General features: G+C 71.8%; 15 protein-coding genes and 1 pseudogene. 5 read left to right on the plus strand and 11 right to left on the minus strand.

What is annotated here, in order from left to right; all coding sequences use genetic code 11:
- Positions 1 to 12: 12 nt before the first annotated feature.
- The 10 genes from HALOF300_RS21465 to ku all read right to left on the minus strand — a co-directional run bounded on the left by HALOF300_RS21465 (position 13) and on the right by ku (position 12,735).
- Entirely contained in the window at positions 13 to 960 is a 948-nt protein-coding gene (locus HALOF300_RS21465) for a ribokinase (RefSeq protein ID WP_156742944.1), read from the minus strand.
- Positions 957 to 1,628, minus strand: coding sequence for a KpsF/GutQ family sugar-phosphate isomerase (locus HALOF300_RS21470; protein WP_197522745.1), 672 nt, complete (start codon positions 1,626 to 1,628; stop codon positions 957 to 959). Before HALOF300_RS21470 ends, HALOF300_RS21465 begins: the two co-directional genes overlap by 4 nt.
- Positions 1,629 to 1,920: 292 nt before the next feature.
- Positions 1,921 to 2,991: a glycoside hydrolase family 172 protein gene (locus tag HALOF300_RS21475; RefSeq protein ID WP_156742945.1), complete on the minus strand. Its 1,071-nt coding sequence runs from the start codon at positions 2,989 to 2,991 to the stop codon at positions 1,921 to 1,923.
- A 46-nt stretch (positions 2,992 to 3,037) separates the two neighbouring features.
- Positions 3,038 to 4,051 (minus strand): LacI family DNA-binding transcriptional regulator, encoded by a 1,014-nt coding sequence (locus tag HALOF300_RS21480; RefSeq protein WP_156742946.1) that lies wholly within the window; start codon positions 4,049 to 4,051, stop codon positions 3,038 to 3,040.
- A complete protein-coding gene (locus HALOF300_RS21485) occupies positions 4,048 to 5,850 on the minus strand; it encodes a DUF4185 domain-containing protein (protein ID WP_197522746.1) in 1,803 nt (600 codons plus the stop codon). The genes HALOF300_RS21480 and HALOF300_RS21485 overlap by 4 nt, the downstream gene beginning before the upstream one ends.
- Before the next feature lie 71 nt (positions 5,851 to 5,921).
- A complete protein-coding gene (locus tag HALOF300_RS21490; RefSeq protein ID WP_156742948.1) occupies positions 5,922 to 6,677 on the minus strand; it encodes a lipoate--protein ligase family protein in 756 nt (251 codons plus the stop codon).
- Positions 6,674 to 7,696, minus strand: coding sequence for a hypothetical protein (locus tag HALOF300_RS21495; protein WP_156742949.1), 1,023 nt, complete (start codon positions 7,694 to 7,696; stop codon positions 6,674 to 6,676). Before HALOF300_RS21495 ends, HALOF300_RS21490 begins: the two co-directional genes overlap by 4 nt.
- A gap of 57 nt (positions 7,697 to 7,753) precedes the next feature.
- Positions 7,754 to 9,583 carry an ABC transporter ATP-binding protein gene (locus tag HALOF300_RS21500; protein WP_156742950.1) on the minus strand — a complete coding sequence of 610 codons (1,830 nt, stop codon included), beginning with the start codon at positions 9,581 to 9,583 and terminating at the stop codon, positions 7,754 to 7,756.
- Positions 9,580 to 11,445 carry an ABC transporter ATP-binding protein gene (locus HALOF300_RS21505; protein ID WP_408636994.1) on the minus strand — a complete coding sequence of 622 codons (1,866 nt, stop codon included), beginning with the start codon at positions 11,443 to 11,445 and terminating at the stop codon, positions 9,580 to 9,582. Before HALOF300_RS21505 ends, HALOF300_RS21500 begins: the two co-directional genes overlap by 4 nt.
- A gap of 267 nt (positions 11,446 to 11,712) precedes the next feature.
- Complete coding sequence (gene ku / locus HALOF300_RS21510) at positions 11,713 to 12,735, minus strand: non-homologous end joining protein Ku (RefSeq protein ID WP_156742951.1); 1,023 nt, start codon at positions 12,733 to 12,735, stop codon at positions 11,713 to 11,715.
- A 176-nt stretch (positions 12,736 to 12,911) separates the two neighbouring features.
- On the opposite strand from ku, the gene HALOF300_RS21515 reads away from it, so the two are divergent.
- From HALOF300_RS21515 to HALOF300_RS21530, 4 genes are read left to right on the plus strand one after another with little or no spacing between them, the layout of a single operon-like run.
- Complete coding sequence (locus tag HALOF300_RS21515) at positions 12,912 to 13,445, plus strand: DUF4242 domain-containing protein (protein ID WP_156742952.1); 534 nt, start codon at positions 12,912 to 12,914, stop codon at positions 13,443 to 13,445.
- Positions 13,442 to 14,518 (plus strand): acyl-CoA dehydrogenase family protein, encoded by a 1,077-nt coding sequence (locus tag HALOF300_RS21520; RefSeq protein ID WP_156742953.1) that lies wholly within the window; start codon positions 13,442 to 13,444, stop codon positions 14,516 to 14,518. The genes HALOF300_RS21515 and HALOF300_RS21520 overlap by 4 nt, the downstream gene beginning before the upstream one ends.
- On the plus strand, positions 14,485 to 16,476 hold the full coding sequence (locus HALOF300_RS21525; RefSeq protein ID WP_156742954.1) for an ABC transporter substrate-binding protein: 1,992 nt from the start codon (positions 14,485 to 14,487) through the stop codon (positions 16,474 to 16,476). Before HALOF300_RS21520 ends, HALOF300_RS21525 begins: the two co-directional genes overlap by 34 nt.
- Entirely contained in the window at positions 16,473 to 17,321 is an 849-nt protein-coding gene (locus HALOF300_RS21530; protein WP_156742955.1) for an ABC transporter permease, read from the plus strand. The genes HALOF300_RS21525 and HALOF300_RS21530 overlap by 4 nt, the downstream gene beginning before the upstream one ends.
- 93 nt (positions 17,322 to 17,414) lie before the next feature.
- Here the strand turns inward: HALOF300_RS21530 and HALOF300_RS21535 are convergent.
- A pseudogene (locus tag HALOF300_RS21535) lies at positions 17,415 to 18,455 on the minus strand (DUF817 domain-containing protein); the annotation flags it as partial.
- Between the two features lie 64 nt (positions 18,456 to 18,519).
- Here HALOF300_RS21535 and HALOF300_RS21540 point away from each other — a divergent pair.
- A complete protein-coding gene (locus HALOF300_RS21540; protein WP_156742956.1) occupies positions 18,520 to 21,189 on the plus strand; it encodes an ATP-dependent DNA ligase in 2,670 nt (889 codons plus the stop codon).
- The last annotated feature ends 286 nt before the right edge of the window (positions 21,190 to 21,475 follow it).

Here is a 21,475-nt window from a genome sequence, read left to right on the forward strand (position 1 = left end):
TGTCTGCCTCGCTCAGGTCCCCGCCGGCGCGCCGGCGAGTTCGAGCACCTCGGCCCGGGTCGGCGCGGACGGCGCGCCGCCACGCCGGGTGACGGCGACGGCGGCCGCGGCGTTCGCGAACGCCACCGCCTCGGTGAGGACGTCGCCGGCGGCCAGGCGGGCGCCGAGGCTGCCGCAGAAGGCGTCCCCGGCACCGATGGTGTCCACCACGTCCACCCGGTGCCCGGGCACGTGCACCTCCGGGCGGCCCGGCTCGAGCACCAGGGCGCCGTCCGGTCCGAGGGTGACGATCAGGGCGTGGGTCCGGCCCGTCAGGGCCCGGCGGGCCACGTCGAGGACCGGTTGGCCGGCGTCGGCGCCGGTGAGCTGGCGCAGTTCGCCCTCGTTGGGGATGAGCACGTCGACGGCGTCCGCGAGCTCCGTGGGGACCGTCGCCGCGGGCGCGGGGTTGAGCAGGACGCGCACGCCGGCGGCCCGGGCGATCCGGGCCGCGTGCACGGTCGCGTCCATGGGCAGCTCGAGCTGGAGGAGCAGCACGGCCGCGGACTCGATCCGCTCGCGCGCCGCCTCGACGTCGGCCACCGTGACCGCGAGGTTCGCCCGTGGGATCACGATGATCGAGTTCTGGCCGGCCGGGTCCAGCACCGGCAGGCCCACCCCGGTGCCGTGCTCGGGATCGGTACGCACGTCCGCGGCAGCGATCCCCTCGCCGGCCAGGAACTCCCGGAACTCCGCTGCGAAGGGGTCGTCGCCCACGCGGCCGATCACGGTGGTGGCGGCCCCGGCCCGGGCCGCGGCGACGGCCTGGTTGAAGCCCTTGCCGCCCACGAAGGTGGCGAAGTGCGATCCGATCAGGGTCTCGCCCGGGCCGGGCCGTCGGGGGGCGGTGGCGACCAGGTCGTACATGAAGGAGGCCAGCACGCAGACGCCGCCGCGGCCCGTGCGCGGGGCGGCGTTCATGGGGTGACCTGCCGCGGCGTCGCGGACACCTGCCGTGGCGCGGTCCCGAGCAGCTGGTCGCCGAGGGACCCACCCGGGTGCCGTTCGGCGAACTGCTCCGGGGTGAAGCCGGAGAGTGTCATCAGTGCGATCGCGAGCGCGTCCCCCACCGCGAGGGTCGCCGCCGTCGACGCCGTCGGGGCGAGCCCGAGGGGATCGGCCTCGCCGTCCACGGAGATGTCCAGCACGACGCGGGCGAAGAAGGCCAGCGGCGAGTCCGGGTTGCGGGTCATCGCGACGATCGGCACACCCCACCCGGTGAGCATGTGCGCGAACTGGCACACCTCCGCGGTCTCGCCGGAGTTCGAGATCAGGATCGCGACGTCCGCCGGCGTGGCCGCGCCGGAGTCGCCGTGCAGGGCCTCACCGGCGTGCACGAACTGGGCCGGCGTGCCGGTACTGGTGAGGGTGGCCGCGATCTTGTGCGCGATGTGGCCGGACTTGCCGAGCCCGGAAACCAGGACCCGGCCGCTGGAGCCGCGGATCAGCGTGATCGCCTCCGCCAGCGCGGGCTGGACCCGGTCCGCCGTGCGGGCGATCGAGCGGGACTCGACGAGCATGGCGGCATGGGCGGCGGAGATCGCGTCCGCAAGGGTGGCCACGGTGCCCCTCTCAGTGCGTCGGTGCATGAGTGTTGCGTGCTGGTAATCGATTACTGGAAATCGATTACTTGAGAGTAGGTGGGGCAGGCACGGATGTCAACGGACTAGGGCCAACGGGTTGCGACGAAGCGCCCGACCAGGCACCTCCGCGCCACCGTCACGCGCTGCCCGTCCCCCGCCACGACCTCGGCCTGCCCGGGCCCGTCCCGCCACGGCCGCTCACCCCCACGAACGCGAAGTTGTTGGCTTCCGCGGGCGATCAGGCGCCAACAGTCCCGCGTTCGACGGGCCGAGCCGTGTCTTGCCGTGTCCGGGCCGGTCAGAGGATCTCGAGCCGATCCAGATCCGGGGCCGGTGGTCGGGTGGTGTTCGGCGCGTCCAGGTAGAAGAACGCGGTCGAGGCGATGTCGTCGTGCAACGGGAGGTAGCGGCCGCCGCTGCGCCAACCGAGGGCCTGGATGTCCACGATGAGGTCGGTCTCGAAGTGGATCGGGTCCGGCACGTGCCAGCGGTACATGCCGAAGCGCTGCTGGGAGGCGTACAGCCCGTCCGGGCGCAGCACCTGGTGCAGGCCGAGGTACGGCGTCGTGAACTCCGTGTAGCCCTGGCCGGGCACGTCGAAGTTCCACGCCCCTCCGAAGTAGTCCTCGGTGCCGGTGCCGCAGATGGTCGGGTACCGCTCGGCGGCCGAGTCGTCCCCGTCCAGGTAGAACTTGATCTCACCCTCACCCCACCAGCCGGTGGAGTTCACGCCCCAGGCGAGATAGGTGCCGACGTACTGGCCGCGGCCACGGACGCCGTCGAGCAGCACGTGCGTGGTCGCGTCCGGCAGCGGGTTGCTCCGCCGCCACTGCGCGTGCAGCCGGCCGGTGCCGGCCACGTCCCCGCCCTCCTCATAGGTGACCTGGAAGTACACGACCACGGGCTCGGCACCGAGATTGGAGATGGTCAGGTGGGCGCCGTCGGAGAACGGCATCGGCCAGTAGGAGTTGAAGCCGCCATGGGGGTTCACGGCGACCATCGCCGAGCTGAGCTGCGCGAAGGCGCCCCAGCCCTGACCGAAGAAGTCCCCGACCGGCACCTCGATCGCGGGCTCGGTCGAGGAGTCCCAGTACGCCCGCAGCAACAACCGGCGCCAGTTGTCGGTGTGCGTGGTCAGCCAGATGTGGGTGATCCGTCCGGCACCGGCGATCCGGGCCAGGTCGTACGTCTGCCCGGGTTCGATGCGAACGCTCGGGGAGACCTTCCAGCCGACGCCCAGGTCCCGAGCTGCCTCGGCGCCGGTGCCCGTTGTGGCCCGCCCTCCCCCGCCCTTGGTGCCGTCGGGGTTCTCCGGACTGATCGAGCGGGTCCGTACGTCTCGGAGCGCGGCGAGGTCGTTGTTGAACATGAGGTCTCACATCTGTGTCGGAAGCGGTCGGTGGCGGTCGGGCGAGTCAGGCGGTGGTTCCACGGATCAGCAGGCGCGGCGGCAGGAGCAGATGGATCGGTTCGATCTCCGGGTCCTCGGCCCGTGCCACGAGGCGCTCGGCGGCCCGGGTGCCCATCTCGTCGACGGGCTGGGCCACGAGCGTCACGGCCGGGCTGACCATCTGGGTCCACCGGTCGTCGTCGACGCCCACGAGGGATATCTCGTCCGGCATCCGCAGCCCGCTGGCCTGCACGCCGCGGTAGGCGCCGGTGGTCAGCGGACCGTTCATCGCGAAGATCGCGTCCGGGTGGTTCCGCCGGCCCGCGAGCGCTGCCCGCACGGCCGTCTCGGCGTCGTCGATCTTGAGGTCGGTCCGCACCATCCGGGCCGGGTCGAGGCTCAGTCCGGCGTCGGTGAGCGCCATCCGAACCCCCTGGAGCCGGTCCTCGGTGGTGCTCACCCCGGACGGCCCGGCGAGGCACATGATGTCGCGGTGGCCGAGCGCGAGGAGGTGCTCGGTGGCGAGCCGGCCGGCCTCTACGTTGTCCAGCAGGATCGTGTCCCCGGTGAAGTCGTGGACCCGCCGGTCAACGACCACGGTGGGCACCTGCGCGGTCAGCAGCGCGCTCAGGTCGGACTCGGCCTCCGAGGTCACCGAGACCACCACGCCCGCCATCCGCTGGGCCACGGCCGTGGACAGGTAGGAGCGTTCACGGTCGAGGTGCTCGTCGGTGTTGCAGAGCATCACGGAGATGCCGGAGCGGACCGCGACGTGCTCGACTGCCGTCACCAGGGACGTGAAGAACGGGTTCTGCACGTCGGACACGATCGCGGCCCAGACGTCCGCGCGCTGGCGCCGGAGCGCCCGGCCGTTCGGGTTCGGCACGTACCGGGTGACCTCGGCGGCCCGGCGGACCCGGACGGCGAGCTCCGGGTCGACGGTGCCGAGCCCGTTCAGCACTCGGGACACGGTCGCCGTCGAGACCCCGGCCTCCCGGGCGACGTCCGTGATCCGTGCCGCTCGCTGCTGCCCAGTCACGGTGCCATCCTCCCGCCGTCACCGGTTCCAGGCCGTGCGCCGAACACCGCGAGTTCGGACACCGACGTGTACCCGGCCCAGCCTCCGGCGCGGCCGACCAGCCGGACCCCGGTGCCGATCTGTGGCGCGACCGTGAACGTGTAGGTCCGGGTGCCCGTGGCGGTCCAGTCCGCGGGGTAGGGCGGGTCCACGGTGGCCGGCACGGCGGTCCAGTCCGCTCCGCGGCGGACCTGCACCTGCGGTGGCCCGTCGAACCATCCGGACCCGTAGTCGTGCGGACCGGAGGTGAACTCCAGTCGTTCGAGGCGGACCGGACCGGGCCAGGTGTAGCCCCAGTACTCGGTGTCCTTGACCAGCCCGTTCCAGGAGTCCTCGGCCCGGTCGGTACGGCCGTCGTTGAGGACCTCGATACGCCCGCTCCGGCACGCGGTGGCGATCGCCCGGGTCCCGGGCGCGGTGGCCAGGTTGCCGTCGGCGGGCTCCGCGAGGTGTGCCGGTCCAGCGGTGCCCGGCGCAGGCATCGGGTCCAGGCGCAGCGGCCGCAACGAGAAGTGGTAGCTCGAGCCGCCGTAGGTCGAGGCACCCACGAACCAGTTGGACTGGACCCACGCGTCCCGGCCGTCCGCGCTCAGGAACTTGCTCGGGATGGTCGTGGCGTAGCCGCCGTGCCGGGGTTCGGCGGAGCGAGGGCCGGACCACGGGAACGGGCCGAAGTCGTGGCTCAGGAACGGCCGCCACGGCCCCCACGGCGCCGGTGCCTCGTAGAACTCGAACGTGTACTCGGTCCAGGACGTGTACAGATACCGGGCCAGTCCCGGGTTGTAGACGATCCCTCCCTGCGCGAGCACGGACCCGGGTACGGGCGGCGGCGCCATCGGGACCGGCGCCGCGGTGCCGACCCGACGGGTGTCGGTGAGGACGGCCACGCGATCGGCGAGACGAGGAGACCAGGAGGGGACGCCGTCGGGCGCGAGACCGCTGAAGAACTCCCAGCTGGCGCGGTCCATGACCGAGGCCGCCGGCACCCGGGCCAGGTACAGGTCCTGCGGGTCCGGTACGACGCCCGAGTACGAGGTGCGCCAGTTGTGGTCGAGGCCGTACGCGTAGACGTAGCCGGCCGGGTCCGCGTCGCCCGGGGCGACGGCGCCGCGCAGCACGGCGGCGCCGGTGTTGCTCTGCCCGAAGTCGAGGAACATCACCGTGGTGAACTCGTCGGTGAACATGGCGCGCTCGGGGGCGGTCCAGGTGCGACCGTAGTCGCGGGAGCGGACGATGCCGGCTGCGGGCGCCGCGTTGAACGTGTCCGGCGAGGCGCCGCAGCGCAGGTCCTGCACGGCCAGGTACAGCTCGTCGCGCCCGTCACCGTCGCCATCGACGGCCACCATTCCGGTCGGCTTGCTGTTGAACCGGGCCGGGTCGGTCCAGACCGGCGCGACGTCCCGTCCGGACGCCAGCCGCTGCCCGGTCAGGCCGGTGGCCGGGTCGCCGTCGATGCGGTTGACGACGATGTCCGACCATGGCCCGTCGGAGAATCCCAGGCCGTCACCGCACGCGGCGTACAGGCCGCCGTCGTCGGCCCACGCGCTCGGCCAGAGGTCTCCGTCGCTGGGCGAGGAGACGGTGGCCGCGTAGGACACCGCGGCGACCGCGAAGAAGTCCGACGGCGGGGGTTGGGTGCCGGGGGGTTCGGCGCCGCCGCGGGTGGTTGCGTGGGCGTCGTTCGCTGTGCGGGCGGTTCCGGGCGCGGCGGTGCGCGGGGCCACCCCGGGTATGCCGGTGAACTCCTCAGAGCGAGTCACGCCGCCTCCAGTGCCGGTAATCGATTACGCGTAATCTACCCACACCTGGCAACCCTGGGCTCACCCGCCGCCTACTGCGCGGGTCCGAGCACGCCGTCGGCGAGGACCAGGCCGCGGTCGACGAACGTCGCCGTGACGGCGTGCGCCACCCTGGCGGGGTCGGAGATCCCGGTCTCGGCGGCCACCGACGAGGTCACCGCAGGGTCGACATCCTGGCCGAGGGCGGCCGCGCACGCGGCCGTGACCTCGGCGAGCGGCGCGGTGTCGCCGACCTGGATCACCGAGCTGACCTGCCAGGCACTGCGGGAGACCCGCTGCGCGGTGCCGCTGAGCTTGACGGCGCCGCGGGCGTTCACGCTGAACTCACCCGGACAGTACTCGGCGGGCACCGGTCCCACCCGGGCGTCGATGCCGAGCCCGGCGAACACCGCGACCAGCGCGTCGGCGTGGGCGGCGAAGCGGTCCCGGGTCTCGATCCGGGCCTGCGCGTCGGCGCCGTACTGCTCCACCACGAGACTGCCCGGGTGCAGCGGCGCGAAGGCCCCGCCGACCGGCCGCAGGACGGGCCGGAAACCCGCGGCGCGGGCGATCTCGACGGCGGCCGGGTACCCGGGATGGAGCGCGTCGCGTCGGCTGAACGCGATCATCCGGCCGAGGCTGCGCAGGTGCAGCAGCCGCACCGGCCCGTTCGCCTCGTGCAGGAGGTGCAGGAAGCCGGGCACGTGCGCGAACGGGTCGTCGGAGTCGACGGTCCCGGCGAGTTCCTCGCGCCAGCGCGGCAGGGGCGCGTCGGCCCACTCCCCCGGCGGCGCGCCAGGCGGCGTCACCGCGGCGGTTCGGTGCCCGACCCGGCCGGACCGGACCCGGTGTCGGTCGCCCCACCGGAGCCGCCGGCCGTCCCGCCCTCGCGAGGAGTGTCAGACTCGAGCCCGTCGAGCTCGTCGAGCGACACCGGCCACTCGAGGGAACGAGCCCGGGAGGCGCTGCTCGGGGTGTCCCGCGTACCCGCCGGGTCCGCACCCGCCGGGTCCGCGGGCGGCGCGGATCCGGCCGAGCCGTCATCGAGGGACGGCGAGGTGGTGGCATCGAGCCGGCCCGCGGTCCCGGCGCCGAGCGTGCCCGCTCCGGCCGCGTCCCGTTCGGCCTCCGCGTCAGCTCCCGGCTTCTGGTTCCGGGAACCCTTCTGCGTCCGTCCTGCCCGCTCGTCCGCCGCGGCGTCCTCGCCCGGCACCGTCTTCGAGATCTCCCCGGAGGCGACCTTGCCGCGCAGTTCCTCGAGCTCGCGCTTGCGGCGCCGTGAGCTCCAGACCAGGTACCAGATCGCCACCGCGAGCAGCACGGCGACGATCACGCCGATCAGACTCGCCAACCGGAACGACGGCGCGTGGATGAGCAGGTGGTTGCGGGCCACCTCGGTGCTCTCCAGCCCACCGACGGCCACCGCGAGGGTGAGCACGTTCGGCGCCAGGAGCAGGACCGCGATCCCACCGATGATCAGCCGGGTCCGGACCGTGTACCTGGCCCGGATCGCCCACACGCCGAGCGCGATCGGGATGGCCGTGAACACGAACCCGACGAGCAGGCCGACCAGGATCCCGGCACTGCTCACGCCGTCGACCTGGTCACCGATGAGCCGCGCCCACCAACCCGGCAGCACCGCGCTGCCGATCAGGTACAGCACCACCAGCACGGCCACGGCCGCCAGCACGATGGTCGGCCACCGCAACCACGCGGGCAGGGCGGCCTTCGTTCCGATCGTGACGTCGCGTCCGGGCTTGGCAGCCCGTCCCGCGTCCCCACCCTCGTGCTCAGGTGGGTTCGCGTCCCGGGCTGTTCGTGGGCTCATGCGGCCATCTTGTCAGGCCCGGCCGGCGCCGCATCCGCGGCACTCCGGGCTGAGACCTCAGACCAGCGAGTCCTCCCACGCGTGGTGCAGCGCCGCGAACCGGCCGTCCCCGGCGATCAGCTCCTCCGGGGTGCCGTCCTCGACGACGCGGCCCTGGCTCATCACGAGCACCCGGTCGGCGATCGCGACCGTGGACAGCCGGTGCGCGATGATCAGCGCGGTCCGGTCGGCGAGCAGCGTCTGCAGGCCGCGCTGGACCAGCCGCTCCCCGGGGATGTCCAGGGAGCTGGTCGCCTCGTCGAGGATGAGCACGGCCGGATCGGCCAGGAACGCCCGGGCGAACGAGATCAGCTGCCGCTGGCCGGCGGAGACCCGGCCACCACGCTTGTTCACGTCCGTGTCGTAGCCGTCCGGCAGCGCCAGGATGAACTCGTGCGCCCCGACCGCGCGGGCGGCGGCCTCCACCTCCTCATCGGAGGCCTCCGGCTTGGCCAGGGCGATGTTGTCACGCACCGTCCCGGAGAACAGGTAGGCCTCCTGCGTGACCATCACGATGGCGCGACGCAGGTCCTTCGAGGAGAGCTCCCGCAGGTCGACGCCGTCGAGGGTCAGCGAGCCACCGGTCACGTCGTAGAACCTGGCCACGAGCTTGGCCACGGTCGACTTGCCGGCACCCGTCTGCCCGACGAGTGCGATGGTCTGACCGGCCGGGATGTCCAGGTCCAGGTCCGGCAGCACCACCTTGCCGGCGCCGTAGCCGAAGGTCACGTCCGTGAACTTCAGGGCGCCCTTGGCGTGCGGCAGCGGCACGGGCTCGGCGGCCTGACGGACCGTCGGGACCTCCTCGAGCAGCCCGGAGATCTTCTCGAGCGCCGCCGACGCGGACTGGAACGAGTTGTAGAACATCGCCATCTGCTGGACCGGCTGGAAGAACCGCTTCGTGTACAACAGCGTCGCGATGAGCACACCCACCTCGAGTGAACCGTCGAGCACCCGGAACCCGCCGAACGCCAGCGCCACGGCCACCGTGACGTTCCCGGTGAGCTGCAGCGCCGGGTCGTAGATGCCGTTCAGGCCCATGGTCCGGGCGGTGTTGGCGCGGTAGTCCTCGGTGAGGTCGCCGTAACGCTGGTTGTTGGCGTCCTCACGGCGGAACGCCTGCACCGCTCGGATCCCCGTCATGTTCTCGACGAAGTTCACGATCAGCCGCGCGGAGGCCACCCGGGAGATCCGGTAGAGCACCTGGGAGCGCTTCTGGAACCACCGGGTGATCAGCCACACCGGGACCGCCGCGACGAGGAGCACGAGGCCGGCCTGGACGTCCAGCAGGAACAGCGAGACGGCGGTGAACACCATGTACAGGAAGCCGGACGCCAGCGACGTCACTCCCGAGTCGAGGAGCTCGCGCAGCGCCTCCAGGTCCGAGGTCTGCCGCGAGATGATCCGGCCCGAGGTGTAGGACTCGTGGAACTCCAGGCTGAGTCGCTGCGTCTGCCCGAACACCCGCTGGCGCAGGTCCAGCAGCACGGTCTGACTGACCCGCGCGGCGAGTCGGATGAACGCGGCCGTGGTGGCGCCGGCCACGATCGCGGCGAGCACGTACCCGCCGCTGATCCAGATGGCCGGACCCCAGTTGCCGGCTTGCGCCTGCGGCAGCGCGGTGTCGACCGCGAGCGCGATCAGCGCCGGCCCGGCCACCCGGGTGGCCTGCGCGATCACCACGAGGATCACCGTGACGATGAAGACGCCCCGCAGCGGAGCGAGCGTCGACCCGAGCAACCGCAGCGACCGCCGTCGGACGATCTTGCTGTGCTCGCGGTCGAGCACACTGTTCTCCTCGTCCGCCACCCCGATGGGCACGGACGTGGGCGCCGTGGTTCCCCTCATGAGCGCACCTTCCCCACGAGCTCGCTCTCCTCTTCCTCGATCAGGCTCGAGATCACGAACCGGTAGTGGTCATGGCTGACGAGCAGTTCGGAGTGGGTGCCCACCCCGGTCACCCGGCCGTCCTGCAGCACGGCGACCCGGTCGGCGAGCGCAACCGTCGAGGGACGGTGCGCCACGATCAGGGTGGTGGTGCGCTCGAGCTCGGCGCGCAGCTGCTCGGTGACCGCCTCCTCTGTGGTGACGTCGAGCGCGGACAACGGGTCGTCCAGGACGAGCACGTACGGCCGGGCGGCGACGGCCCGGGCGAGCGCGAGGCGCTGTCGCTGACCGCCGGACAGGCTCATCCCCTCCTCGCCGATCAGGGTGTCCACGCCGTCGGGCAGGTCGTAGACGAACTGGGCCTGCGCGACCGTGATCGCCCGGTCCAGGTCCGCCTCGTCGTCCTGGCCGGGTGGCGCCCCGAACAACACGTTCTCGCGCACGGACGCCGAGAACAGGGTGGCGTCCTCGAACGCGATCGAGACGAGCGTGCGCAGGTCCCGGCGGGTCATGTCGCGCACGTCCACGCCGTCGATCCGCAGCGAACCCGCGGTGACGTCGAACAGGCGCGGCACCAGCGCGGCCATGGTGGTCTTGCCGGATCCGGTCAGACCGACCAGCGCCATCGTCTCGCCGGCGCGCACGTGCAGGTCCACCCCGGACAGGACCTCCTCGCGCGGCGCCTCGCTCGGTATCGAGGTCTCGGCCGGGATGAGGTCGATCGGCGGGGCATCCGCGTAGTGGAAGTGGACGCCGTCGAAGCTCACCTCGCCGCGGGGCGCCGTCACCCGGACCGGCTCGGCCGGGTCGGTGACGGCGTTCTCGCTGTCGAGGACCTCGAAGTACCGGTCCACCGCGGTCTTCGCGTACAGGGACATGGACACGAGCTCACCGAGTCGCTCCACCGGCCCGTTGACGACCCCGGCGGTGGCGAAGAACGCCACCAGGGCGCCGACGGTCATCTGCCCGTCGACGACGAGCCAGATCCCGAGGAACACGCACAGGCCGAGCACGACCTCCGAGATCGTCATGATCGCGAACGAGAACGCGGACAGGGCGCGGGCCTTGCGCAGTTCCGTGCCGCGCAACTCGTCGGCCTGGGTGGAGAAGTTCTTGTAGGCCTCGCGGCCCCGGCCGTACGCCTTGAGCACCCGGATGCCGTGCACGGACTCCTCGACGGTGGTGGCGAGGTCGCCGGCCTGGTCCTGGCTCTGCCGGGAGATGCGGCGGAACCGGCGCGAGAACCGGTAGGAGAAGATCACGACCGGCAGAGCGCCGATCAGGTACGCGATCCCGAGCGGGCCGGACATCCGGATCATCAGCACGATCCCGACGATGATCGTGGTGGAGTTCACCACGAGCATCACGATCCCGAACGAGAGCCAGCGGCGCAGGCTGGACAGGTCGCTCATCGACCGGGACAGCAACTGCCCGCCCGGCCACTGGTCGTGGAACGAGACCGGCAGGTCCTGCAGGTGCCGGAACAGCGACATCCGCAGGCCCGCCTCCACGCGGGTGCCCGGGATCAGGATGAATGCCCGCCGGGCGGCGATCAGGCCGGCCTCGAGGATCCCGAGACCGAGGACGAGCATCACGGCGAACCAGACCCCGGAGGTGTCTCCGGCGTCGACGGACCCGAGCAGCGGACCGTTGACGGCGAACTCGAGGACCTGCGGGATCGCGAGCGCACAGAGGCTGGCCCCGAGGGCACAGACCATCCCGGCGATGAGGCGAGGTAGGGCCGGCTTGACGAACGGATAGAGCCGGGCGAGGGTGGCGACGATCGGCGTGTCCGCCGAGGAGGTCGCTGGGCGGGACTTCACGAGTGCGTCTGGGGTGTTCGAACCTTCAGTGACGGCATGGCAGAGCTCTGACCTCCGTGGGTGCAGGTCGTTGGTGACTTCCGCATCGGCTGTCCGACGGACGCAGTCGGCGCGAGATACGGCGGTTACCTCAACACTACTCTCATCGTCGCCACAGATCCACGCCGATTTCGGTACGTGGACGACGACGGCGGAGCTCACCCCCGTGGTCCACGCACCACGATCGTGGGCTGCCGTCAGCAATCCCGGCCGGTGCCGGGGTCAGGGTCAGGCGGTCTTCTTGGCCCGTCGCCGGGTGGGTCGCTTGGCGGTTTCGGAGTCCTCGTCGGCCTCGTCGTCGGCGTCGTCGGTCCCGGTCTTTGCCTTCGTGGAACTCGATTTCGAGGAGCCCGACTTCGAGCCGGCGGACTTCGCGCCGGACTTCGCGCGGGTCGACTTCGCCTTCGACGGCGCCTCGCCCTCGTCGCCGGCATCATCGCTCGCTCCGGCCGGACCGGCGCCCGCCGTGTCACGCTTCGCCCGGGATGCCTCGACGCTGCGGCGCAGGGCCTCCATCAGGTCGAGCACCTCGCCGCCCTCCTCGGCCTCCTCGGGCGCCTCGTTCTCGAACGCCTCGCCCTTCTCGAGCTTGGCCTCGATCAGGCGCTTCATCTGCGCCTGGTAGTCGTCCGTGAACTCCCCCGGCGCGAAGTCCGACTCGTAGCTGCTCACCAGCGCGGCGGACATCTGGAGTTCCTTCGCGGAGACCTTCACGTCGTCGGCCAGGCTCGGGAAGTCCGCCTCGCGCACCTCGTCGGACCAGAGCAGCGTCTGCAGCAGCAGCACGTCACCGCGCACCCGCAGCGCCGCGAGCCGGGTCTTCTGCCGGAGTGTGAAGGACACGATCGCGGTGCGCTCCGACTCCTCCAGGGTGCGGCGCAGCAGCACGTAGGACTTCGTCGAGGCTGACGTCGGGGCGAGGTAGTAGGAGGAGTCGAGCATGATCGGCTCGACCTGCTCGCTCGGTACGAACTCGAGCACGTCGATCTCCCGGCTGCGCTCGGCCGGCAGGGTCTGCAGGTCCTCGTCGGTCAGGACCACCGTCTGCTCACCGTCGGAGTAGGCCTTGTCGATGTGCTCGTACGGCACGACCTCGCCGCACACCTCGCACTTGCGCTGGTACCGGATCCGGCCGCCGTCGGCGTCGTGGACCTGGTGCAGCTTCACGTCGTGGCTCTCCGTGGCCGAGTAGACCGAGACCGGCACGTTCACGAGCCCGAACGTGATGGCGCCCTTCCAGATCGACCGCATCGGCCCTGCCTCTCCTCGACACCTGCTGCTGTGGGGTTCCCAGTACACACGTCCTGTGGACCGAGCGCCAGAGTACGCGGCGTCCACCATCCGGGACAGCCGGAAAGGCCATGGCCACGCCGGTCCGCCCAGCCCTAGCCTGACCCGCAGTTCATCCGAGCCCTAGGAAGAGGACCATGTCGCTGCTGCTCATCGAATCCACCACCCCCACCGACGAGGGTGCCCGCTCCTACCTCGACCGGATCGCAGCGGCACTCGAGCCGGCCGGCGCAGACTTCGTCGAGGCCCAGGTCACCGCGGACGGCAAGGTCTTCGTCATCGCCGACCTCGAGGGCGATGCGACGAGCGAGGGCGCGCAGGATGCGCTGCGGCAGGCCGGAATCGGGGTCGAGGACTCCGCGCCGGTGCGCCTCGTCGGGGCGGACCTGGCCGAGATCAAGGCGAAGCGACCGGCCGGCCAGTACCTGGTCGAGTGGGACATCCCCGCCGGCATCACCATGGATGCCTACCTGACCCGCAAGGCCGAGAAGAGCCCTCTGTACGACCAGGTCCCGGACGTGGAGTTCCTGCGCACCTATGTGCGCGAGGACATGGTGAAGTGCCTGTGCTTCTACGACGGCGAGGACGAGGCCGCCGTCCGGCGCGCCCGCGACGTGGTCTCCACCCCCGTGGACCGCCTGCACGAACTGGACACCAAGGTCTTCGGATGAGTATCGCCACCGCGTCGGCGCTCGGGGCCACGCTACCCAGCGGGCACCTCGAGGAGATCGCGGCCGACGCGGCCCGGGTGGACACCGAACGGGTCGACCTGCGGCCCGCCGTGCGCCAGATCCTCACCGGCGGAGGTCTGCACCGCGGCGCCGATGGGGTGGGCGACCAGGCGGCGGTGATCGCGGACGTCGCCACCCGGTGCATGAGCACGGCATTCTCGCTGTGGGGGCACCGGATGACCATCGAGTACCTGGACCGGTTCGGTGGGCCCGAGCACCTCCAGCCGCTGACGGACCTGGTCTCCGGCACACGGCCCGGGGTCTCGGCCATGGGCGCCTCGTTCCGGCACCTCGCCCAGGTGCGGGCCGGCGTCGAGCCCACGGGTCTCGGCGTGCAGGCTCGCCCGGACGGGCACGAACTCGTCCTCGACGGGTTCCTGCCGTACGCGACCAACCTGCACGATGACGCCGTCGTCGTCCTCGGCGCCCACCGCCTCGATCCGGACGGGGTCACGGACGTGATCCTTGCGATCGACCTCGACCAGCCCGGACTGGCGGTCCGAGAGGCCACGGACCTCCTCGCGTTGAACTCCACGACGTCCGGCTCGCTGCGCTTCGAGGGCGTCCGGGTGCCGGCTGGCGCCGTGCTGCCGACCCCTTTCCTTGACCTCGTCGGCGGCGTCCGCGGCGTGTTCCTGGTGCTGCAGACCGCGTTCTGCCTGGGGCACGCCGCGGGTTCCCTCGCATCTGTGGCCGACGTGCCGGCCGGTCCATTCGCCGACGAGGTCGCGGCCCGGTCCGCCGACCAGGAGCGGTTGACCGGTCTCCTCGGCGACCTCGCTGCCGACGCTCGGGGCGCGACCGACCACGGCGGGTACCTGCGGCTCCGGCTGGAATCGATGGAGCAGGCCCAGGCCGCCGCGCAACTGGCACTGTGCCTGGCTGGGGGCCGCGGCTACACGCGCACCCATCCGGTCGCGCGCCGGTTGCGGGAGTCCGCGTTCCTGCCCGTACAGGCCCCGACGAAGGGACAGCTCCTGTGGGAACTGCAGTCGCTGAACTCCGAGGCGTAGCGGTCTCCTACGGCGGGCACCCGGTGCTCGCCGACGTCGATCTGCGGATCGAGCCGGGCGAACTGCTCGCGATCGTCGGGCCCTCCGGGGCCGGGAAGTCGACCCTGCTGAGGGTGCTCGCCGGTCTGCGTCAGGCGGATTCCGGGCAGGTGGTGCGGCCGGAGTCCGACGGCGGATCGACCCGGATGGTGTTCCAGGCGCCGCACCTGCTGCCTTGGCGCAGCGTGTTCGCGAACGTCCGGATCGGGCTGGAGTACCGCGCGAACGACGGCCACCGACGGCGCGGCCGCGCGGACGCGAACGCGCGCGTCGCGACGGCCCTGGCCGAGCTGGGCATCGCCGACCTCGCGGACCGGCGCCCCGCGCAGCTGTCCGGCGGGCAGGCCCAACGGGTCGCGGTCGCGCGCGCCGTCGTGGCGAACCCCTCGCTGCTGCTCCTGGACGAGCCGTTCGGCGCACTCGACCCACTCACCCGCGCCGACGCGCAGGACTGGTTGCGGGGTGTACGCGAGCGGCTCGGGCTCGCCACGGTCCTGATCACCCACGACCTCGAGGAGGCCCTCTACCTCGGCGACCGGGTCGGTCTCCTGCATGGCACGCCGGGACCGCTGGAGTTCCTCTCCTCCCCCGTCCACGAGCGCACCGACCTCGCCGACGGCACCGCCCGCGCCGCGCTGCTGGCGCGGTTCACGAGCAGCGGCGAGAGCACCGACCTGTCGGCGGACGGCGAACCGATACTCGTCGCCGACCCGGAGCCGGCCGGCGCCTCCCGCCGCCAGCTGTTCACCGTGGGCAGCGCGGCGACCCTGCTCGCGCTGCCCGCGGTCGCGGCGGGCATCGCACATGCCACCGACCAGGCCTCCACCGAAGCCGGCGCCGACCCCGGCGCCGGCACCGCGCCGGCCGATCGGGCCACGCTCCGGATCGGCTACCTGCCGATCACGGACGCATCGCCGCTCCTGCTCGCACACGCGAACGGTGACTTCGCGGACCGAGGCATCGACGTCCCCGAACCCACCTTGTTCCGAGGCTGGGCGCCCCTGGTCGAGGCCCTTCAGGGTGGCCAGGTGGACATCGTGCACCTGCTCATGCCGCTCGCGATCCAGTTGCGCTACGGCGCCGGTGTGCCGGTCAAGGTCCTGGCCTGGAACCACACCAACGGGTCGGCGCTCGCCGTCGCCCACGAGGTGTCCGAACTCGCCGACCTGGCCGGCACCACGTTCGCCGTGCCGGGCTGGTACTCCGTCCACAACGTGGTGTTCCAGAAGATGCTGCGCGACGCCGGGCTGGAACCCGTCATCGACACCGAACCCGGACCCGGGACCGTCCAGCTGGTGGTGCTGGCGCCGGCTGACATGCCCACGGCGCTGGAGTCCGGGACGGTGTCCGGATACATCGTCGCCGAGCCGTTCTGCGCGGTGGCCGAGGTGCAGGGCATCGGCAAGATCCTGCGCTTCACCGGGGACGTCTGGAAGGACCATGCCTGCTGCGTGACGGTGGTCCATGAGCGGCTCGTGAGCGAGCGGCCCGACGTGGCGGCGCGCGCGCTGGAGGCGATCGTGGCCGCCCAGCTGCGGATCCGCGAGGACCGGCACGGCGCCGCCGTCGCTCTGTCCGAGGGCGGCTACCTCCCGCAGCCACTGCCAGCGATCGAGCTGACGCTCACCGAGGACCAGGATCCGGCCTATGTGAGTTCCGGAGCAGTGCAGCACCCCGAGTGGGGGTCCCACCGGATCGACTTCCAGCCGTACCCGTTCCCCGGCTACACCGCCGAGCTGGTCGACGCGATGCGAGAGACCACCGTGGACGACTCGCTCGAATGGCTGGACGCCGTCGAGACCGCCAGCGTGCACGAGGACCTCGTCACGACGGAACTGAACCTGGCTGCGATCGAGGCCGTCGGCGGACTGACCGTGTTCGGGGTCGGCCCCGACCGCGTGGAGGTGATCGAACCATGAGCGACCTGAGAACCGCCGAGGCTCCGATCCGGGCGACGCCCGCACCGGAGCACACCAGCGATGGCACAGGGACCGGCCCCGCGCAGCCCCGCGGCGCCTCCCTGACCAGAAGGGTGCTGGCCCGTCTCGCAGTGGTGGCCGTCGTCCTCGCCCTGTGGTGGCTGGCCACGAACGTGATCTTCGCCGACAACGCCGTCGTGTCCCGGATGGGCCCGTGGGCGGCGATCTCGGAACTGATCCGTAGCCTGGGCGACATCGCCACGCTCAACGCGATCACCGTTTCCCTCGGCCGTCTCCTCGCCGGACTCGCCCTGTCGATCGTCGTGGCGGTGCCGCTCGGCCTGCTGCTCGGCTCCAACGCCCTGCTCGACTACGCCTCCGCACCGGTGGTGCAGTTCCTGCGGATGACCTCACCGCTCGCGTGGGCGCCTCTCGTGATCGTGCTGCTCGGCAGCGGCACGCCGGCCGTTATCGCTCTCGTCGCGCTGGCGACCACCTGGCCGGTGGTGCTGGGCACCGCGAGCGGCCGGCGGGCGATCGACCCCGGCATGCTCGACATGGTGCACTCACTCGGCGCCACTCGCTGGGAGGGGATCCGCACGGTCGTGCTGCCCGGCCTCGTCAGTCATCTGCGGACCGCGGTCCGGGTCGCGCTCGGCGTGGGCTGGGTGGTGCTCGTGCCGGCGGAGATGTTCGGAGTCACGAATGGGCTCGGCTATGCGATCCTCAACGCCCGCGACAACCTCGACTACGAGGCCCTCGCCGCCACGATGCTGCTGATCGGCGTCGTCGGGTTCCTCCTCGACTCGATCCTGCGGGCGGTCGGCGCCGACGACGAGGCCTGAGCCGCCCAGCTCCACCTGTGGCTGCGCCCCGGCCTCACCGTAGAAGCGGCCCTCGCGTGCCTTGACCGCGGCGACGAGCACGAAACTCAGTGAGACCAGGAGCGCCCACGAGCCCCACTTGCCGGCGTGCACCATCCGCCAGATCTCCGCCTGATCGGGGTACTGCCAGGCTCCGAGGAACGTCGCGGCGTTCTCGGCGACCCACAGGAAGAAGCCGATCAGCACGAACGAGACGGTCAGCGGCATCGGATACCGGCGGGTGCCGACGGTGTAGAACACCCGGCTGCGCCACAGCGCCACCACGAAGCCGGCCGCGATCAGCCATCGCACGTCGGGGAGCACGTGGTGGGTGTAGAAGTTCGCGTACGCGGCCACGGCCAGGAGTACGGCCGGGACCCAGCGGAAGTTCGTCACGCGCAGGTCGAACCGGCGGAACGCCTGGCACAGGTAGGACCCGACCGCCGCATACATGAAGCCGGAGTACAACGGGACGCCACCGATCATCGCCCACGCCTGCTCCGGGTAGGACCACGATCCGGCATTCACCTTGTACAGCTCGAGCGCGAGCCCGATCAGGTGGAACGCCCCGATCACGGCCACCTCGCGCCCGGTCTCGAGGCGCAGGAGATAGAACACGAGCGTGATGGCCAGGCCGTACAGCAGCAGTGCGTCGTACCGGGCGATCGGCAGCGGCACCACGGAACTCACCGCGAGGCCGGCGAAGATCGCCGCCGCGAACAGACAGCACTGCACCTGCAGCCAGCCGAACCGCAGCAACTGCCCGACGGCGGCTGCCGCCCTTCTGGAGGGAGCGGCCACCAGGGCGAGCGTTCCGTGGGTCACGGGCACGAGCGTGCCAGCGGCGCCGGCCCAGTCGCGCGCCCGGACCGCCGATTCCGCAGGACCCGTCCACCAGCCCCACGCAACCTCCTCGCCGTGTCCACGATCGGCCACGTCCCTGGCGACCACTCCCCCGTCCGGACCCCCGGCGAGGGCCCGGCGAGCGTGCGGATCTTCGGCGCATGGGGCACATGGGCCGAGCAACGACACCCTCGCGCTCACCAGCCCCCGCCGAGCGTGCGGATCTTCGGCGCATAGGGCGCATGGGCCGCAGAAGGGCTCCTTCGCGACCACCGACCGGGGCGAGATCGACCGCCTGGGCGAGCGGCCGCCGTCGTCCGCCTGTCACCATGTGGGGATGGCCCGTAGTTCCGAGACGTCCGTGGTGGTGGACGGCCGCCGGGTGCGCCTGACGAACCTGGACAAGGTGCTCTACCCCGCGACCGGCACCACGAAGGCCGAGGTGATCGCCTACTACTCCGAGATCGCCCCGGTGATGCTGCCGCACTGCTCGGGGCGACCGGCCACGCGCAAGCGCTGGGTGAACGGGGTGGGCACCGAGGACGAGCCCGGCCAGGTGTTCTTCACGAAGAACCTCGACTCGGGCACGCCGGACTGGGTGGTCCGCGCCGAGCTGGCGCACAGCGACCACACGAACGTCTACCCGCTCGTCGGCGACCGGGCCACCCTGGTCTGGCTCGCCCAGATGGCCGCCCTCGAGATCCACGTGCCGCAGTGGCGGTTCGACTCCGCCGGCCAGCCACGCAACCCGGACCGGATCGTCTTCGACCTCGACCCCGGCCCCGGCATCGACCTGCCGCAGGTAGCGCAGGTGGCGGTGCTCGTGCGCGAGGTGCTCGCCGGGATGGGCATGGACGCGGTCCCGGTGACCAGTGGTTCCAAAGGCATCCACGTCTACGCGGCCCTGCCCGGCGCACACCCCTCCCGGCAGATCAGCGACCTCGCCAAGGAACTCGCCCGGAGCCTGGAGGCCGACCACCCGGACCTGGTGGTCTCGGAGATGGCGAAGGCCAAGCGGGTCGGCAAGGTGTTCATCGACTGGAGCCAGAACCATTCGAACAAGACCACGGTGGCTCCGTACTCCCTACGCGGGCGCAGCCACCCGACCGTCGCCGTGCCCCGCACCTGGGACGAGCTCGCGGACCCGGAGCTGCGGCACCTGGACCTGACCGAGGTACCCACACTGGTCGCCGAGCGCGGCGACCCGATGGCTGCGCTGGAGAGCCTCGCCCACGCCATGGACACCGCCGGTGGGCACGGCCCGGACCGGCTGACCACCTACCGCGCCAAGCGGGACGCGGCGAGGACCCCGGAGCCGGTGCCGCACGCGCCGCCGCCGGACGTCACCGAGCCGGTGTTCGTGATCCAGGAGCACCACGCGAGCCGGTTGCACTGGGACCTGCGGCTGGCGCACGACGGGGTCCTGGTGAGCTGGGCGCTGCCGAAGGGGGTGCCGACGGACCCGGCCGGCAACCACCTCGCCGTGCAGACCGAGGACCACCCGATGGAGTACCTGACGTTCCACGGGTCCATCCCGAAGGGTGAGTACGGCGCCGGGGAGATGACGATCTGGGACACCGGCACCTACGAGCTGGAGAAGTGGCGCGAGGGCAAGGAGGTCATCGTCACCCTGACCGGGGCCGACGGCGGTGGGCTCGCCGGGTCGGTCGGGCAAAGCGCCCGGTTCGCGCTGATCCGTACCGGCCGGCGCGACGGCGACGAGAACCACTGGCTGATCCACCTCATGAAGCCGGCCGGCGGCGGTGGCTCGGGCACGGGCGAGCCCGGAACTGCTGGGTCCGGGACGGGCGGGTCCAGCACCGGCGGGTCCGGTGCTTCTGGATCCGGCACAAGTGCGCCCGCCTCCCCCGCACGCTCGCCGCGACGACATCGCACCGCCGCTGTGACCCCTCGTGGCGTAGCCAGCGCCACCCCGGCCGAGCCCGTCTCCCCGCCCGAGCCGGTTGCCCCGGCACGGCCCACTGCCCTGGCCGGACGGGCCGACACCACCGCTCCGCGCCGACCGGTCGTCCCCCCACCCACACCGATGCTCGCCACCCTCGGGTCGCCACTGGACGTTCCGGACGGGACCGGCTGGGCCCTGGAGATGAAGTGGGACGGGATGCGGGTGGTCGCCGTCGTGGACCGGGACGCGGACCCGGTCGTGCGGCTGTGGGCCCGGAGCGGGCGTGACATCACGGCGACGTTTCCCGAGCTGGCGGTGCTGGCGGACTCCGTGGCCGTGGAACGCGTGGTGCTCGACGGCGAGATCGTCGCCCTGGACGCCGGCGGCCGCCCGGACTTCGCCGAGCTGCAGCCACGGATGCAGGCGACCAACGCGAGGGAGATCGCCGCGGCGGCGGCCCGTCGTCCGGTCCACCTGATGCTCTTCGACGTCCTCGAATTGGACGGCACCGAACTCCTGGACCAGCGCTACGACGACCGCCGCAGTGCGCTCGAGACGCTCGTCGAGACCCCGGAGGGCGGCCTCGTGCAGGTACCCCCGGTGTTCGACGGCGACCTCGACGCCGCCATCGCGGCCTCCCTGGCCTGGAACCTCGAGGGCGTCGTGGCCAAGCGACGCGACTCACGCTACCTGCCCGGCCGCCGCGCGTCAGGGTGGGTGAAGATCAAGCACACCCGCACCCAGGACGTGGTCATCGGAGGCTGGCGCCCCGGGCAGGGCGGCCGCACCGGGCAGGTCGGCTCACTCCTGGCCGGTGTGTACGACGACGACGGCACCCTGCGGTACGTGGGCCGCGTCGGATCGGGCTTCTCCGCGACGGAAACGGTGGCGTGGGTGCGCGAGTTCGATCCGCTTGCCCTTGCCCGCAGCCCGTTCGCCGACGTGCCCGCCCTGGACGCCCGGGACGCGCACTGGATGGAGCCGACCCGGGTGGGCGAGGTGGCGTTCGGTGAGTGGACGCCGACGGGTCGGCTGCGTCACCCGCGCTGGCGCGGCTGGCGACCGGACATCGATCCGGCCGCCGTACGCCGCGACGGCTGACGGCGCCGGTCCCCTGCCGCGGCTGTCAGCGGTGAGCGGGTCCGAGACGGCGTAGCCAGTACGAGAGCATCGGGGTCGCAATCCGCGACGCAAGTCTGAGGCGCACGTTCAGGCGGGCACCGTTGGCGTGAGACGGCCTCCCGGCACCCAATGAGACGAGTGAGACCCTGCACTCCGCCCAGATTGACGCGGCAGCGTTGTGTCGTTCCATTGCAATCGAACATGAGTCGATCTGCGCCTAAGTCTGATCAAACACGCAGGATCGTCAAAATGGCCACATCATTGC

It is taken from the genome of Occultella aeris, assembly GCF_902703175.1.
In the GTDB taxonomy this organism is placed as follows: Bacteria; Actinomycetota; Actinomycetes; order Actinomycetales; family Beutenbergiaceae; genus Occultella; species Occultella aeris.

Coding starts and splice junctions, on each gene's coding strand:
- HALOF300_RS21465 (WP_156742944.1), bottom strand. CDS start 960: ATGAACGCCGCCCCGCGCACGGGCCGCGGCGGCGTCTGCGTGCTGGCC.
- HALOF300_RS21470 (WP_197522745.1), bottom strand. CDS start 1,628: ATGCACCGACGCACTGAGAGGGGCACCGTGGCCACCCTTGCGGACGCG.
- HALOF300_RS21475 (WP_156742945.1), bottom strand. CDS start 2,991: ATGTTCAACAACGACCTCGCCGCGCTCCGAGACGTACGGACCCGCTCG.
- HALOF300_RS21495 (WP_156742949.1), bottom strand. CDS start 7,696: ATGAGCCCACGAACAGCCCGGGACGCGAACCCACCTGAGCACGAGGGT.
- HALOF300_RS21500 (WP_156742950.1), bottom strand. CDS start 9,583: ATGAGGGGAACCACGGCGCCCACGTCCGTGCCCATCGGGGTGGCGGAC.
- ku (WP_156742951.1), bottom strand. CDS start 12,735: ATGCGGTCGATCTGGAAGGGCGCCATCACGTTCGGGCTCGTGAACGTG.
- HALOF300_RS21515 (WP_156742952.1), top strand. CDS start 12,912: ATGTCGCTGCTGCTCATCGAATCCACCACCCCCACCGACGAGGGTGCC.
- HALOF300_RS21520 (WP_156742953.1), top strand. CDS start 13,442: ATGAGTATCGCCACCGCGTCGGCGCTCGGGGCCACGCTACCCAGCGGG.
- HALOF300_RS21530 (WP_156742955.1), top strand. CDS start 16,473: ATGAGCGACCTGAGAACCGCCGAGGCTCCGATCCGGGCGACGCCCGCA.
- HALOF300_RS21540 (WP_156742956.1), top strand. CDS start 18,520: ATGGCCCGTAGTTCCGAGACGTCCGTGGTGGTGGACGGCCGCCGGGTG.